Origin of the sequence: Nocardia sp. NPDC059154 (assembly GCF_042755705.1) — a bacterium.
Classification (GTDB): domain Bacteria; phylum Actinomycetota; class Actinomycetes; order Mycobacteriales; family Mycobacteriaceae; genus Nocardia.
Genome location: NZ_JBHZCS010000004.1, coordinates 99,097 through 113,069, shown reverse-complemented (window position 1 = coordinate 113,069; position 13,973 = coordinate 99,097). Strand labels below are relative to the sequence as shown.

The 13,973-nt window shown below is 67.9% G+C and carries 12 protein-coding genes; 5 read left to right on the top strand and 7 right to left on the bottom strand.

Annotation, left to right across the window (positions count from 1 at the left end):
• Positions 1–157: 157 nt before the first annotated feature.
• Positions 158–1,507 carry a flavin monoamine oxidase family protein gene (locus ACFXN1_RS05530; protein ID WP_379443460.1) on the top strand — a complete coding sequence of 450 codons (1,350 nt, stop codon included), beginning with the start codon at positions 158–160 and terminating at the stop codon, positions 1,505–1,507.
• Between the two features lie 112 nt (positions 1,508–1,619).
• On the opposite strand, the gene ACFXN1_RS05525 is transcribed toward ACFXN1_RS05530, so the two are convergent.
• The 6 genes from ACFXN1_RS05525 to ACFXN1_RS05500 all read right to left on the bottom strand — a co-directional run bounded on the left by ACFXN1_RS05525 (position 1,620) and on the right by ACFXN1_RS05500 (position 9,289).
• Complete coding sequence (locus ACFXN1_RS05525) at positions 1,620–2,033, bottom strand: hypothetical protein (RefSeq protein WP_379443461.1); 414 nt, start codon at positions 2,031–2,033, stop codon at positions 1,620–1,622.
• A 49-nt stretch (positions 2,034–2,082) separates the two neighbouring features.
• On the bottom strand, positions 2,083–4,182 hold the full coding sequence (locus ACFXN1_RS05520; RefSeq protein ID WP_379396830.1) for a glycogen debranching N-terminal domain-containing protein: 2,100 nt from the start codon (positions 4,180–4,182) through the stop codon (positions 2,083–2,085).
• A complete protein-coding gene (locus ACFXN1_RS05515; RefSeq protein ID WP_379396828.1) occupies positions 4,179–5,420 on the bottom strand; it encodes a glycosyltransferase family 4 protein in 1,242 nt (413 codons plus the stop codon). The genes ACFXN1_RS05520 and ACFXN1_RS05515 overlap by 4 nt, the downstream gene beginning before the upstream one ends.
• 241 nt (positions 5,421–5,661) lie before the next feature.
• On the bottom strand, positions 5,662–6,657 hold the full coding sequence (locus ACFXN1_RS05510; RefSeq protein WP_379443462.1) for an RNA polymerase subunit sigma-70: 996 nt from the start codon (positions 6,655–6,657) through the stop codon (positions 5,662–5,664).
• A gap of 155 nt (positions 6,658–6,812) precedes the next feature.
• Complete coding sequence (locus ACFXN1_RS05505) at positions 6,813–7,805, bottom strand: NADPH:quinone oxidoreductase family protein (RefSeq protein WP_379443464.1); 993 nt, start codon at positions 7,803–7,805, stop codon at positions 6,813–6,815.
• A gap of 77 nt (positions 7,806–7,882) precedes the next feature.
• Complete coding sequence (locus tag ACFXN1_RS05500; protein ID WP_379443466.1) at positions 7,883–9,289, bottom strand: DUF1254 domain-containing protein; 1,407 nt, start codon at positions 9,287–9,289, stop codon at positions 7,883–7,885.
• Positions 9,290–9,589: 300 nt separating this feature from the next.
• On the opposite strand from ACFXN1_RS05500, the gene ACFXN1_RS05495 reads away from it, so the two are divergent.
• Positions 9,590–10,297 (top strand): TetR family transcriptional regulator, encoded by a 708-nt coding sequence (locus ACFXN1_RS05495; RefSeq protein ID WP_379443467.1) that lies wholly within the window; start codon positions 9,590–9,592, stop codon positions 10,295–10,297.
• A 117-nt stretch (positions 10,298–10,414) separates the two neighbouring features.
• Here ACFXN1_RS05495 and ACFXN1_RS05490 read toward each other — a convergent pair whose 3' ends face one another.
• A complete protein-coding gene (locus tag ACFXN1_RS05490; RefSeq protein ID WP_379443469.1) occupies positions 10,415–10,729 on the bottom strand; it encodes an NADPH-dependent FMN reductase in 315 nt (104 codons plus the stop codon).
• A gap of 455 nt (positions 10,730–11,184) precedes the next feature.
• Here ACFXN1_RS05490 and ACFXN1_RS05485 point away from each other — a divergent pair, with 455 nt between their 5' ends.
• Genes ACFXN1_RS05485 through ACFXN1_RS05475 form a run of 3 tightly spaced genes read left to right on the top strand, consistent with a single transcriptional unit; the run spans position 11,185 to position 13,951 of the window.
• Complete coding sequence (locus ACFXN1_RS05485; protein WP_379443471.1) at positions 11,185–12,498, top strand: hypothetical protein; 1,314 nt, start codon at positions 11,185–11,187, stop codon at positions 12,496–12,498.
• Between the two features lie 18 nt (positions 12,499–12,516).
• Positions 12,517–12,711, top strand: coding sequence for a ferredoxin (locus ACFXN1_RS05480; RefSeq protein WP_354832567.1), 195 nt, complete (start codon positions 12,517–12,519; stop codon positions 12,709–12,711).
• A complete protein-coding gene (locus tag ACFXN1_RS05475) occupies positions 12,707–13,951 on the top strand; it encodes a cytochrome P450 (protein ID WP_379443498.1) in 1,245 nt (414 codons plus the stop codon). The genes ACFXN1_RS05480 and ACFXN1_RS05475 overlap by 5 nt, the downstream gene beginning before the upstream one ends.
• The last annotated feature ends 22 nt before the right edge of the window (positions 13,952–13,973 follow it).

Sequence of the window (13,973 nt, the reverse complement as noted above, 5' to 3'; positions counted from 1 at the left end):
TCATCGCCGAGGTCACCGGAACGACGTGGCGTCCACGGCGGCGGAGATATGTCGACCACCGGCCCCTCGAGGGCGTGGCAGGTAGCTGTGCGCCGCTGGCAGTTCGCAAACACCACGACACCGAGGTGGTCAACCCAATCGAGAGTCAGGAGTTGATATGACTGCGCACGAAGAGACCGCAGAGGTAGTTGTCGTCGGCGCCGGGATGGCGGGATTGATGGCAGCGACCACGCTGGCGCCGACGACCGATGTGGTTGTCCTCGAGTCCACCGACCGCACGGGCGGGCGAGTCGACACCGTCCGTAAGGGCGATTACTGGATCAACGTGGGCACTCAGTTCACCGAAGGCACCGGTGCGCTGATCGATGCCCTGAACAAGCACGGCATCGAGATGGGTTCGCTCGCAGGCAAAAGCGTCGCGCTGTACCTCAATGGCGGGCTGGTCGACACCGCGAATCCCCTCGCGCTCATGTTCCGTACGAAGATGACGATGATGGATCGTCTCGGCATGGCCATCGTCGGTGCGCGCATTCTCGCCGTCATGCCGTTCCTGGAGTCGCAGAGCCGAATCGCGCAACGGGTTCGCGCCGAGCTCGACACCAAGCTGGCGTCGTATCTACTCCAGGGCGTCCGCTCCGAGCTGGCCGGCGAGGTCGTCCGGTCGTGGTCGGCGCAGTGGATGGGATGCGAGGCGGAGGAGACGGCCGCGACCCAGTTCGTCACGTCCGTGGCGATCGCATTGGCCGACCCGGAGAAGATTCCGAACTTCTCGCTGCCGGTCGGTGGCAACCAGACTTTGACCGATGTACTGGCGGAAGACCTCGGCGGTCGGATCCGGTTGAACTCGGTGGTGCGATCGGTACGCCAGGACGGCGACGGCGTCGTCGTCGACTACCTCGATGGTGACCGTCCGGCGAGGATTCGGGCAGAGCGCGCGATCGTGACCGCGCCCGGCGATATCGCCGAGCGGATAATTCCAGACCTCCCGCAGCGGTACCGCGTCGCTTTCAACGACATCACGTACGGCCGGTACGTAGTGGTCGGGTTCTTCACCGAGGAAGTGGGGCGGCAGCGCTGGGACGACTTCTTCGGCGTCTCGACGCCGCAGTTGTCGTTCCAAGCGATGTTCAACCACGCCGCGGCGATGCGCAAAGGTGGCGATCGAAAGCCAGGCGGAGCACTGGCCTGTTTCGCCGGCGGGGCTCAGGCCGACGCATTGCTGGACCTGCCCGACGAGGAAATCCTGTCGCGATTCACGAAGGACCTGCTCACCGTTTTCCCCGAGCTGGACGGGAAGCTGGGCGACGGCGTTGTGCGGAAGCACCATCGGGTCGTCCCGTTCTGGGCGCCCGGCCGGAGGAACTCGCTTCCGACGTTGCGGAATCCGTTCGGATCGATATACCTCGCGGGCGATTATCAGCTCGATCTGCCATCGCTCGCCGACGCGGCCGCGTCGGGTGAGCAAGCGGGGAAGGCCGTACTGGCGAGCCTGAGCCGGCGACGATAGCCGAGGCCGCGATCGAGAGAACACAGGGACATTCCGGACGCCACCGCGGCCATACCGCACTCGGCGGTCACCCGTCGGCCGGCCGGGTTCCCAAACTCTCAGGTCGGTACACCTAGGTCGTCACGGCTGTCACCGCCGCCAACGCGGCGGCGTTGAGCACCCGGTACCCGCGGCCCGGGTCGAGGCCGTGGATCTCCTTGGTGTCCAGGGCGTCCGTGAAGTCGAGGATGTCCGTGCTGAACTCCTGACCGGGGACCAGTACCGGGAATCCCGGCGGATACGGAGTGACGAAGGTGGCCGATACCACCGGCTGCCCGGCGCCGAGCCGCTCGCGGACCTGGTCGGCGGGCAGGTACTCGCATCGGTCGTCGTCGTAGGCCAGGTAGCGCTCCAGGTCCGCCACCTCGGTTCTCGCGTCCGGGCCGAGCGCCGCCAGCCGCCGCGCGGTATCGGCGATGTGCCACCAGATGTCGTTCCGCAACTGCGCGACACTGTTGTACGCCGACAGCTCCCGCCTGGGAGGCATTGTCAGCAGCGTTTCCTTCCGCTGCGTCATCGGCCGGCACCGCCTGTCGCTATTTCCGGTTCAGCTGCCAATCCGGCGGCAGCCCCTGGACTTTCGCGTCGGTGCCGCACGCCTCGATGGACACGGTCGCCGGACCCAGGCGGAGGTCCGTGAGCCGGATGACGCCCGCCCGGTCGGGCAGGCGCGGCGCGATGGTGAGGGTGCGCCCGGGGACGTCGGGCATCAGCCCCAGGAACGATCGCATGAGCAGCAGGGGCGCCGCGCTCGCCCACGCCTGCGGGGAGCACGAGGTGGGATACGGCACCGGGGAACTGAAATCGGAGCGCGCGAAGCCGCAGAACAGTTCGGGCGGCCGGGCCCCGAATTCCAGGATGGCCTCGAGCAGTCCGCTCGCGAGTTTCACACTCAGGTCCAGTGCGCCGGGGATGTGGCCGTAGCGCATCAGACCGGCCACCGCGATGGCCGTATCGTGCGGCCACACCGAACCGGTGTGATAGCCCATGGGATTGAAGTGGCGAGCGGTGGAAGACAGTGTGCGCAAACCGAATCCGCTGTTCAGGTCCGCCGCGCCCAGCCGCTCGATCAGTTCGGCCGCGCGTTCGTCGGGCACGATGCCGGTCCACAGGCAGTGGCCGGGATTGCTCGATCCGACATCGACCGGCTGCTTCGAGCCGTCCAGCGCCAGGGCATAGCAGCTGCTCTTCGGCATCCAGAAGGACTCGTCGAAATGGGCTTTGAGGTCGGCGGCCTGCGTGCGCAGCCGCTCGGCGAGGGCGTGGTCGCCGGCCTCCTCGGCCAGTTCGGCGCGACCGATCCGGGCCGCGTAGACGTAGCCCTGCACCTCGCACAGGGCGATCGGAGGGTCGGCGAGGCGGCCGTCGGCGAATCCGATCGCGTCCCAGCTGTCCTTCCACCCCTGGTTGGCGAGGCCGCGGTCGGTCTTGCGCCGGTACTCGACGAAGCCGTCGCCGTCGAGGTCGGCGTCGGTGTCGATCCAGGTCAGCGCCGCGTCGGCGGCCGGCAGCAACTCCTGTACGGCCGCGGCGCCGATACCCCAGCGACGGCATTCGGCGAGCAGCATCACGAACAGGGGGGTCGCGTCGGCGGTGCCGTAGTAGACGGTGCCGCCGAGCACCCGATCACTGCCGGGACCGTAGCGCCGCTCGTGCATGATGCGGCCGGGTTCCTCCTCGGTGAGCGGATTCGACTCGGTGCCTTGGAGTTTCGCCAGCTGGCGCAGTGTGCCCAGGGCCAGGTCCGAATCCAGCAGCAGCGCCATCCACGAGGTGAGCAGACTGTCGCGGCCGAACAGGGCCATGAACCAGGGCGCGCCGGCGGCCACATAGGAGGTGCCGTCGGCGGGATCGTCGAGGCGCAGCGCACCGAGATCGGTCTCGGTACGCTGCAGGATGGCGTTGAGGCCGGCGCCGCTCGCGGTGAGGGTGGTGGTGGAGGCGCGCCAGCGGCGGATCTTGTCCGCCGGGCTGTATTCGTCGTTGTCGTCGAAGTTCATCGGGACGGCCCGATGGTCGTTGATCGGCTGGCAGTGCACCACCGTCTGCCAGCTGCCCTTTGCCGGGACCAGCACCTGCCAGGTCAGCGATCCGGGCTGAACCTCGGGGTCCTCGCTGGCGGTGATGATGACGCCACGCCCCTGCTGACTGCGGTCGGTGAAGCGCAGCGCCTGCTCGGTGGCGGCCGATTCGCTGCCGCCACCGCCCGCCCGGCCCTCCTTGACCGCGAACAGGTCCGCGAAGTCCGCCTCGGCATCGAGAACCACGGTCAGGGCGGTGTCCTCGTCGCCGAGATTGAGCACGCTGATGATCTCCTGCATTCCCTCACCCACGACGCGACGGCGCTGGACCAGCACCGTCGCGTCGGCGATACCGTGCGGTGGCGGTTTCCGGGCCACGAATCGCGCCCGGAAGGGTTCGCGCACCACCACCGAAAGCTGTTCCGGCGGAAGACCGTCCACGCGCAGCTCCCATCGGGTCAGGATGCGCGTGTCCCGGTAGTACAAACCGTGCGCGGTGCCGGGGTGAAGGTCCCCGAGGCGGTCGGACAGGCAGAAGGTTCCGGCCTCGACGAGGGTGATCAAACCGGCGCCACCCTCGATGAGAACGGGTGGGCCGGCATTGAATACGCTCACGGGCGACCGCCCGGCGCAGGGCTGCTGAGGATCGGGGTCCCCGCGGGCACCCGCATCCGGACGGCGGTTCGCGACGCCCGTTGCGCCGCCATCTCGATCGCCCGGTGATAGGCCGCCTCGTAGCCCTGCGCGAACAGGTCCGTGGCGAACAGCCTTTCGACACGCTCCCGGCAGGCGTAGGGGTCGATCTCATCGGCGCGGGCGATGTATCCGGGTAGTTCGTCGGGATCGTCGCAGATCCATCCGGTCACGCCATGTTCGACGACCTCTTCCACCGCACCGCCGCGCAGCGCGATCACCGGTGTGCCACAGACCATGGCCTCGATCATGACAATGCCGAAGGGTTCTTCCCACCGAATCGGGAACAAAAGGCAGCGCGCGCCGGCGAGCAGATGGCGTTTCGCGGTCGCGTCGGCCTCGCCGAACACATCGTCGCTCTCGGTGAGCAGCGGCTCGATGTAGTTGTCGAAGAACTCGTGCTCGGGCGGCTCGTTGAGCTTGCCCGCCAGGACCAGGCGTACACCGGCGGAGTGTGCGGCGCGCAGCGCCAGGTGGGGTCCCTTGTAGGGCGCGTAGCGGCCCAGGAACAGGGCGTAGTCGAGCTTTTCGGTGCGGAATGGCCATTCCGAGGGGCGGATCGCGTTGTGCACGCGGCCGATCCAGTTCAGATCCGGCGCGAGCGCGCGCTGCCGGTCACTGATCGCCACGAGCCGCACACTGTGATCGAGCGATTGGTAGTAGTCGTGCATCTCGGGGTCGACCGGACCGTGCACAGTGACGACGGTGGGAATCCCGAGCCCCCGGTACGCGGCCGCGTTGGCCGGGCCGGCGAAGGTGTGATCGTGCACGACGTCCACCGGGTCCTCGGCGTGCAGTGCCTCGATGATCTGCCAGGTCTTCATGGCATTGACGATCTCCGGGTACGGCTCGCCGAGCCGCTTGGACTGGATCTCGTCCCAGACCCGGACGAATCGGGCCTTTGTACCGGCGTGGCCGGCGCCGAGCAGCGTGACGCGGTGACCCTGATCGACCAGCTCATCGGCCAGCGTGGCGACCACAGCCTCGATACCGCCGTAGCCGACCGGTGGGATGTCGAAATACGGTGGAGCGGCGAGAACGATATGCAGCGACCGCTTCCGGGAATTGACCGCGCCGAACACAGCGGAGTTTTCGGGCTGAAGCTGCAGAAAGTCGAAGGCGTTCTCGAGTGAGGCATCGCACGTAAGTTCGCTACTCATTTCGAAACTCCTCGTCGTGAGTTGAACTGAGCCAAACCCTCGTATACGTTGCCACGAACGACGCTGGTCGGCAAGTGATGTTCGTCCGATTTGGGCGGTCGCAATTCAAAAGTTATGTCGATGGTTTATCAGCTTGAATTGCGGGTATCCTTATCCACCCATCGAGTATGAAATGCATTTGCACCGTGAGGGATTCGCGAATCTCGGCAGTAGCGCTCGGCGAGAATCCTTTTCTACCGACTCACTCCGCAAGCACCTCGGGGAATCCGAACAATGCGACCAGCGCCGGGTCGTGGAACGAGACGACACCGCGAACACCGGCGGCGGTCGGAGCCAGGACCACGATGCCGTGGCCGCGGAGCACGCCATCGGTGTCCCGGTGATACTCGATCGCGGCGGGCTGGCGGTTGGCCGTGGTGGGTAGCATCCGCCAGTCGCCGGGCCGGCCCATCACGTAGGTGTCGAGCATGCGGATGCAGTTCACCCGGCCCGCCTGCCAATCGCGGAACGGGGTCGCCTCCAGCGTCGCGTCGGCGCGCAGTACCCGTTCCAGGAGAGCGGCATCGGCGTGCTCGAAGGCAGCGATGTAGCCGTCGAGCAGTGCCCGCGCCCGGTGGTCGGATGGTTCGAGCAATTCCTCTGGCCCCGAGGGCAATTCGTTCAGGCGGGCGCGGGCCCGCTGCAGGCTGCTCTTGACCGCCGCGGTTGTGGTGCCGAGGATTTCGGCGGTCTCGGCGGCGGAGCAGGACAGAACCTCGCGCAGGATGAGGATGGCGCGCTGGCGGGCGGGGAGATGCTGGAGGCTCGCGATGAGGGCCAGGCGGAGTGACTCGCGGGCGACCACCGCGGCGGCCGGATCGTCCGAGGCCGGAGCAATCCATTCGCCGGGGCATGGTTCGAGCCACGAAACCTCGCCCGGCGCAACGCGACTCGGCGCTCCCTCGGACCCGTCGCCGGGACCGCCCAGGCCCGAGGGCAGTACTCGGACGCGGCGCGGCTCGAGCGCCGACAGGCAGATATTGGTGGCGATCTTGTACAGCCAGGTCCGCATCGAAGCGCGGCCCTCGAAAGCGGCGTAGGAGCGCCAGGCGCGCAGGTATGTCTCCTGGACCAGGTCTTCGGCGTCGTGGGCCGAGCCGACCATGCGGTAGCAGTGCGCCAGCAGTTCCCGGCGGAACCGCTCGGTTTCGGCGGCGAAGCGGCTCCGATCGGCCGCCTCCGCCAGGTGCGCCGTCATGCGGCGAGTTTAGGCTGCCGCCGGGCTGCGGAATGGCTACTTGTCATGGGCTGTCTCTTTCCGGATCGTGTCCCCGCTGATCGGGTCCTCGCCCATTACGACCGCTGCGGCGGTCCGAAGGAATCGAAGCCCAGGTCAGCGGGTATCCGGAATGGTCAGGGCAGCAGGGCCAATTTGCCGATGGTGGCGCGGGATTCCATTTCCGCGAGGACCTTCGGGCCGTCGGCGAGATCATGGGCGGTGGGTCTACTGGGGGCGAGGACACCCGCTGCGATGAGCGCGAACATTTCGGCCATGACCTCGCCGAAAACGTGGGGAGCGGCCTGGATCAGCACGCCGATATTGAGGCCGATGAGGTGAATCTGGTGCTTGTACACCAACTCCCAGTTGGTGATGGCGCTGTCGCCCCCTGCCATGCCGTAGACGACGACCCGTCCGGTGACCCGTTTGGCCGCGGCGAGGCTCTCGGTGAAGGTGGCGCCACCGGCGGATTCGAGCACCAGGTCGGCTCCGGCGCCGCCGGTCAGTTCCAGCACCTCGGCGGCGAGGTGCTCGGACCGTGAGTCCAGCATGTGGTCGGCACCGAGTCTCCGCACGATCTCGTGTTTGCCCGGCGAGGCGGTGGCGATGACGGTCGCACCGTAGTGCTTGGCCATGGCGACCGCGGCTTGGCCGGTCGCGCCCGCTGCGGCATGGATCAGCACCGTCTCGCCAGTGGCTATGCGGCCCAACGGTTTCAACGCGGCGAGCGCGGTTGGCCAGTTCACGACCAGTCCGAGTGCCTGCTCGGCGGTCCACCCGGACGGGATCGGCACGGCCGAGACTGCGGGCAGCACCGCGTATTCGGCGAATGCTCCGGCCCCGACGCCGACGACGCGGTCCCCCGAAAGCGGCTCGGCCACTTCGTCTCCCGCCGCGACGACCTCACCGGCGGCCTCGAACCCCGCCGTGTACGGCGGCCGCGGTCCGCCCAGGAATGTTCCGTGGGCCTGGGAGATATCGGCGAAATTGACTCCGGCGGCGGCGACCCGGATCAGTACCTCGCCCGGACCGGGAACCGGTACCGGCGCGTCGGTGATCAGACGCAGGTCCTGCGGGCCCCGCAGCGAGGTCTGCCGCAGGGCCCGCATGGTGGTGGGAATGGTCATGGCGATCAGCACTCCTTCTCGGTTTGTCACCAGGTAGACCGCCGCCATGGGAGAAAGGAATCGGCCGCCGGAATCGGTCAGCCGATCGGCGTGACCGCGGGCATGGTGAAGCGGCCCGACAGGATGTCGGGGCCGGGCACGTAGGAGCGGGCGAAGAGGATGAACGGGTGGCCGGCGGCCGGGGCGGGCAGCCAGTTCGCGCGGCGATCGGGCTGCGGCGTCTGCGGTTGGATCCAGATGTCGATGCTGCCGTCGGGGTTGGTGACGACTCCCGGTGTGTTGCCCGCGATTTCGTAGCGGTTGATCGGGTTGGGGGTCAGGAACTGGCCCGTCGGCTGGACCTCGTAGAGCGATACCGACCAGAACGCGTGGGAGGGAATGCCGCCCGGCGGCAGGTGCAGGGTGTAGGCGGTGTTCCCGGTCATCGGTTGTCCCGCACCGTCGGTGAAGGTGATCCAGTAGTTGGCCTCTTCGCGCCGCAGCCCGAGCATGCCGGTGCCGCTGCCCAGCGCCAGGGCGCGCTGCGCGTGGTCGCGCTGGTCGGTGGTGCCCAGCAGGGATCCGGGCGGGCTGTAGTCGATCCAGCCCTTGGCCTTCGCGGTCTGTGCGGCGTACTGCTTCATGTAGGCGCCGAGCTGTGGAAACAGCCTGCGCCAGGCGTCTTTCGCCGATTGCGGCAGGCGGTCGAAGCCGCAGTCCGCGCCGCAGATGCCGACCCGACGAAGGGTGTCGAGCAGGGGACGGTCGGCAGCGGGTGGGGGATCGAGGGTCAACATCTGGTTCACCACGGCCAGGTAGTTCTCCGGGTCGCCGGGAACCGGCTGGACGCGGGCGGTCGGCTCGGTCGTGGTGGGCTGCGCGGGCGTGAAGGTGAACCCGTCCTGTACAGCATTGACGGCGGCCTGATCGGCAGGGCCCGTGGTCTGGACCCGCAGGTTGACATAGACGTCATTGGTGGGCGCGTGCACGACCGAGACCCCTTGGGGCGCTTGGCCGTTCCACTGCGGTCCGACCAGCAGATAGTGCTGGGCGCCGCTGCCGGTGGTGCGCGGGCCCGCGTAGAAGAAGGTGTTGGAGTAGAAGTCGATGAGGGTCAGCACGTAGTAGCGGCTGCCGGTGTCGGGGGTGTCGAGGAAGACCGGTCCCCGCGAAAGATCGGTCCACGCTGTCGAATACAGCGCGTCGACCAGCGGCGCGTTGGCCCAGGTGTCCTGCGGCCCGGCCACAGCGCGGGAGTGCGCGAAGTGATCGAGCGTGGTGCTGGTGCGGCCTCCGGTGGTCTCGAGCGCGTTCCATCGCAGCTGCGAAAGGAAGTACAGCGGGAACGCGTAGTCGTAGGCCGTGCGGATCGCAGTGTCCGTGTCGGCCGGCGCGGCCGGGCCGGAGGCGGTCCCGCAGGCTGCCAGTGCCGCGGCGATGACGACTCCGGCCAGTGCCCGTGCGGTACGAGCGGAGAGAGCGCGGTTGCCTCGGACAGGTCTCATGGAACCCTCCTCGATATATCCGAACTGTAAGGCGACTGCCTTAATGCGTATGCCTCGAGAGGTCGGCTTGTCAAAGGCTGGTCTGATCCCTGGGCCTGGGCATTGACATCCGATCGGGGGGTCCACCCCAGATTTCGAGAGTCCCGCTGACCGGGACTTATGCCATCGCTCAGCGGCAGCGGCGTTGCCAACGAGCCGTTCGTGCCCAACATGCCTGCGGCCAAATAGTTCTCACGGTCCCGGTCCCCGGGCCAGGTGCGCCTCCCTCGGGGACCGGGATCGGATCACTACGATGTCGGAGTGTCAGACGGCCCATCCACCAGGCAGATCCTGGCTTCGACCGCATTGCGCATGTTCGCCGAGCGCGGCATCGACGCGGTGTCGCTGCGTGAGCTCACCGCGGCCGCCGGTCAGCGCAACAAGACTGCCGCGCAATACCATTTCGGCACCAAGGAACAGCTGGTCCGGGAGATCTTCGAACAGCACACCGGGCAGGTGAATCAGCGCCGCTGGGAGCTGCTCGCCGAACTCGGCCATGACAGCCGACGCCTCGGCGTCGCCGAACTCGCCGACGCTCTGATCCGCCCGCTCGCCGAGCAGGCCACCCGCCCGGACGCCCACTATCTGCGTTTTCTCGCCCAGGTCTCCACGCCCCCCTGGGTTTACGCTCTGACCCAGGCCGATCCCGCCGTCACCGACAGCGTCCGGACCGTCCTGGCGGCCCTGGCCGAGCGGCTCACCCGCATTCCGGCCCCGGTCCTGCGCACCCGCCTGTCGTTCAGCATGATGCTCGCCGTCCGTGCCCTCGCTGGTCTCGAACACGCCGCCCCGGCCGCCGACGATCCGCGCACTGCGTTGTTCACCACCAACATCGTCGACGCCACCGTCGGCATGCTCACCGCCCCCGTCTCGGGCACCGCCGCCAACCTCCTCACCGAGCTGCCCGACAACCCGTCGGACCCGGCCTGGCCGTGGCAGATTCTGATCGGCGCGGCCAGCGGCGACTAGCTGATCGTGGTTCCGCGCCGGATCCACCGGATCCCGGCGGGGTAGCGCCCGCGGTTTATGACGCGGTCGGCCATTGGCTCCGAACATGCTGGGGCGCAGGATGTCTGCCCGCTCTGGTCAGGCGATGGTGGCGGGTTCGCGGAGTGGGGTCAGGGCGTGGGTCCAGGCCAGGAGTTCGCCGATCACGAAGATGAAGGCGTCGCAGGAGCCGACGTGCTCGGCGAAGCGGCGGGTGTGCGGGTGCCGTCCGGGGGTGCGGGCCGCCGGGACGGGTTCGTCCAGCAGCGGGAGCTGGTGATCCTGCCGATCGATCAGCTCGAATTCGGCTGTCTCGCCTGCATGTTCGGTGGCGATGGCCTGCACCCAGCGGGCCACCTTCTCGCCGTTGCGGCCGGGCCGGGTGCTGCCGATGATGATGCCGATTCTGGTCATGCCGATTACTCCTCGGGTGGTGACGACTCGACGACACAAGGTGCCGCCGAGCCCACGCGTTGCGACATCCCGGCGCAGTGATGTGCGTCACTAGCCTGGGGTGCGGGGCCGTCCGGGCTGCCGGACGGTTTCCCCGCGAGAGCGGTTCAGCTCACCCAGCCCTCGAATCGGCACGTGCCCTGGGATTTCGACCATCGAGCGGATGGCGATCGTTCCGAAATATCTGCGCTTCAGTTCAGTGCCGCAACCCGAAAGCGCTGGCGCTCTTGCCTTCAGCGCGCGGGCCGGTCATCTCGTCCGCCCGTAGCATCAGGGCAGGCCAGGCAACATTCTTGTGCCGGAAGGCATTCGGGCACTCGGAGCCGGAACCGGTTACCGACAACAGTCCTGACGATTGTCCCAGTCGTGTGTATGGTCGGAAGGGCATGTTTCAGAATCGGGAGTGCCAGGGCTTCATGAGTAGTCAACGACCGCTATCGTCCTTCGAGTTCAAGCATTTCGACCCCGACGCCCGCTGGGGCGACGTGCCGAAAGCCGGTGTGCCGCTGTTCGTCGCGACCACGGTGCGCGGTGAGATCGATCCCGACGTCATGCGCAGGGTCCTGGCGGAATTGGCCGCCGACCACGCGCTGCTGCGCGCGGTCATGGTCAACGAGCCCGGCAGTGAGCCGGTCTTCCGGGTTCGCGAGGAGTACCAGCCCCCGCTCGAGGTCACCGAGTGGGGACCCGACGGCTACCAGCGGCTGGTCAACATCGAACAGGACTGGAGCACCGGCCTTTTCAAGGCTCACGTGCTGCGCGAGGGCGGCCTCGACCAGATCGTGCTGATCATGCACCACGGCATGTGCGATGGACGGTCGGCGCTGGCGCTGCGCGACGACATGTGGCAGCGCTACGGCGCCCAGCTGGCGGGTTCGCCACTGCCGCCGTCGAATTCGGACAACGAGCTGGTCGACGGTATCGATACGTTGCTGGCGGGCAGTGTCACCGAGGCCGAGGTCGACGAGTTGGTCGCGATGCTGCGCGGTATCGCGGCTGCCGGTGACGCGGTGCCCGCGCCACTCGAGCTGCCCCGCGACGGCGACGGCGTCGGCGACCCGGTGGGCCGGTTCGCCACCCAGCGCATCGAGGTGGACCCCGAGCAGAGCGCCGCCTTCTTCGGTGTCGCACGCGCGCAGGGTGTTTCGGTCAACAGCCTGGTCACCGGCGTGGCCATGGTCGCGGTGCGCAGCCAGCTCGAGGCGGATTCCGGGCCGGTACCGATGGTGTTCGGGCACGCGGTGGATCTGCGCGCCTCGCTCGCCGAGCCGATCCCGCAGTCGACGCTGCTCAATTGCGCGGGTGGGGTGGCCACCCCGGTCTTCGCCGCCGCCGACACCGATCCGATCGAGCTGGCCAAGGCGACGGAGGTGGCCATGCGCGCCGCCCTCGACGCCCGGTTCCCGGCCCTGTTCATGCGGGCCTCGCAGCGCGCGTTCGACCCGGAGACCGCCGCGATCTTCGGTGCGCAGCCCACGCTGGGTATGGCGAATCTCGGTGTGGAACAGACGCCTTCGATCCCCGGCGGGCTCGAATTCGTCTCCGACGAGGCGTTCGGCATGGCCAAGGGCATGCCGCCGAAGCTGACCGTGTGGACCGTCGCCGAGCGGCTCGTCATTCACGTCAACTACGACACCACCCGCAACAGTCACGCCCTGATGGGCCGCGTGACCGAGGCGATCCGGGACCAGGTCCGTTGCATCTGCGACGCCGACGCGGATCGTGGCTGACTCGCGGCCGGACGCGCCATGAGAGTTGCTGTCAGTCAAGAGAAGTGCATCGCAGCCGGTCACTGTGTGCTGCGTGCCGACCAAGTCTTCGACCAGCGCGACGACGACGGTGTCGTCGTGCTGCTCGACGAGAATCCGGCGCCGGAGCAGGCCCCTGCCGTGCGAACGGCCGCCGAATTCTGCCCAGCGCAAGCCATCCAGATCGAGGATTGACCCGAACATGCCTGAGTCCAGCACCGAGGCCCCCGCCGAGCCGACCTTCTATCCCGGTCGCCGCGCCGCGAGCTGCCCGTTCGCGCCCGCCGCGGAGATCCGCGAACTCGCCGCCGCCGGCCCGATCTCCAAGGTCCGGACCTGGGAGGGCAAGCAGCCGTGGCTGATCACGGGCTACACCGAGGCGCGCGAGCTGTTCGCCGACGCCCGCGTCAGCGCCGACAACCACCACCCCTCCTACCCGCACATCCACGAGGGGATGAAGACGGTCGCGGAGATGAGCCCGCGCACCATGTTCAACACCGACGGCCAGGAGCACGCCCGCTACCGGCGCATGCTGGCCAAGCCGTTCACTCCCAAGCGGCTCGAGGCCATGCGGCCCAATATCCAGAAGCACATCGACGAGACCATCGACGCCATGCTGGCGCAGGGCAACTCGGCGGACCTGATGAAGGCGCTGGCGCTGCCGGTGCCGTCGCTGATGATCTGCGAACTGCTCGGTGTCCCCTACGAGGACCACGCGTTCTTCCAGGAGGCCACCGAACTCGGCTTCGGCGGCAATGCCACCGCCGAGGAGCAGCAGCAGTCGACGCTGGAGATGCTCGGCTACCTCAACAAGCTGGTCGAGGCCAAGACCGAGAACCCGGCCGAGGATCTGCTCTCCGATGTCGCCGAACTGGTGCGCGACGGTGAGCTGCAGGTGTGGGAGGCCGCGCTGCAGACGGTCGGCATCCTGGTCGCCGGGCACGAGACCACCGCGAACATGATCTCGCTGGCCGTCATCGCGCTGCTCGACCGGCCCGAGCAGCTGGCGATCATTCGCGACACCGACGACCCGCAGGTGCTCGGCAATGCGGTCGACGAGCTGATCCGCTACATGACCATTGTCGACACCGGGCTGCGGCGGGTCGCCATCGAGGACATCGAGGTCGGCGGTGAGGTGATCCGCGCGGGCGACCCAATCGTGTTCGACCTGGCCACCGCGAACTGGAACCCGGAGGTCTTCGCCGAGCCGGGCACCCTGGACCTGGCGCGCTCGAATGCCGCGCAGCACTTGGCCTTCGGCTCGGGCCGGCACCAGTGCATCGGTCTGCAGCTGGCGCGCATCGAGCTCGGCATGGTGCTGCAGACGCTGTTCCGGCGGGTGCCGGGGCTGCGCCTGACCGTGCCGACCGAGGATATCGATTTCAAGTACGACGCGATGGTGTACGGGGTGCGGTCGCTGCCCGTCGCATGGTGATGCGGTGACCAGTGCCCTGCCG